Annotated in this window: 1 pseudogene; it reads right to left on the reverse strand. The window is 68.0% G+C overall.

The features are described from left to right. Positions 1 to 284: 284 nt before the first annotated feature. Positions 285 to 710 (reverse strand): annotated as a pseudogene (locus QMX80_RS19225) (beta-ketoacyl-ACP synthase I); the annotation flags it as partial.

The following is a 710-nucleotide window of genomic DNA, read 5'->3' on the forward strand; positions in this document are numbered from 1 at the left end:
CGCTCCAGCAGCTGGATGTCCGCCTCGTGCTGACGCGCTACGTGGGGGTCCTCGTGCCAGCAGGAGAGCGCTGCGACGGTGCACGCCGCCCCCTGAGGGCAGGGAATGACCCGGGCCTGCAGCCAGCACCTACAGGCATGGCCGCCGGGTCGGAACAGGCTCCTGGCAAGTGAAGGGTGAGCATGGGCGCGCAGCTGGGAAGGCGGCTCGATCCCCGTCCCTCACATACGACAACGGCGCCAAAAGGCGCCGTTGCTTCAATCCCCACCGCTCGAGCGCGAAGGTCACGCCCGGCCGAACACCAGCGTCGCGTTCGTGCCGCCAAAGCCGAAGCTGTTGGACATCACCGTATCCAGCTTCGCTTCCTGCGACTGCCGCAGGATCGGGAAGCCTTCGGCACGCGCGTCCAGCGTCTCGATGTTCGCCGAGCCGGCCATGAAACCGTCACGCATCATCAGCAGGCAGAAAATCGCCTCGTGCACGCTCGCGGCGCCCAGCGAGTGGCCCGACAGCGCCTTGGTCGAGGAGATCGGCGGCAGCTTGTCGCCGAACACCTCCCGCACCGCACCCAGCTCGGTGATGTCGCCCAGCGGCGTCGAGGTGCCGTGGGTGTTGAGGTAGTCGACCGGCCGATCCAGACCAGCCAGCGCCATGTTCATGCAGCGCACTGCGCCTTCGCCAGACGGCGCCACCATGTCGGCGCCGTCGGA

Source organism: Stenotrophomonas sp. PS02297 (assembly GCF_029959705.1).
GTDB lineage: Bacteria > Pseudomonadota > Gammaproteobacteria > Xanthomonadales > Xanthomonadaceae > Stenotrophomonas > Stenotrophomonas nitritireducens.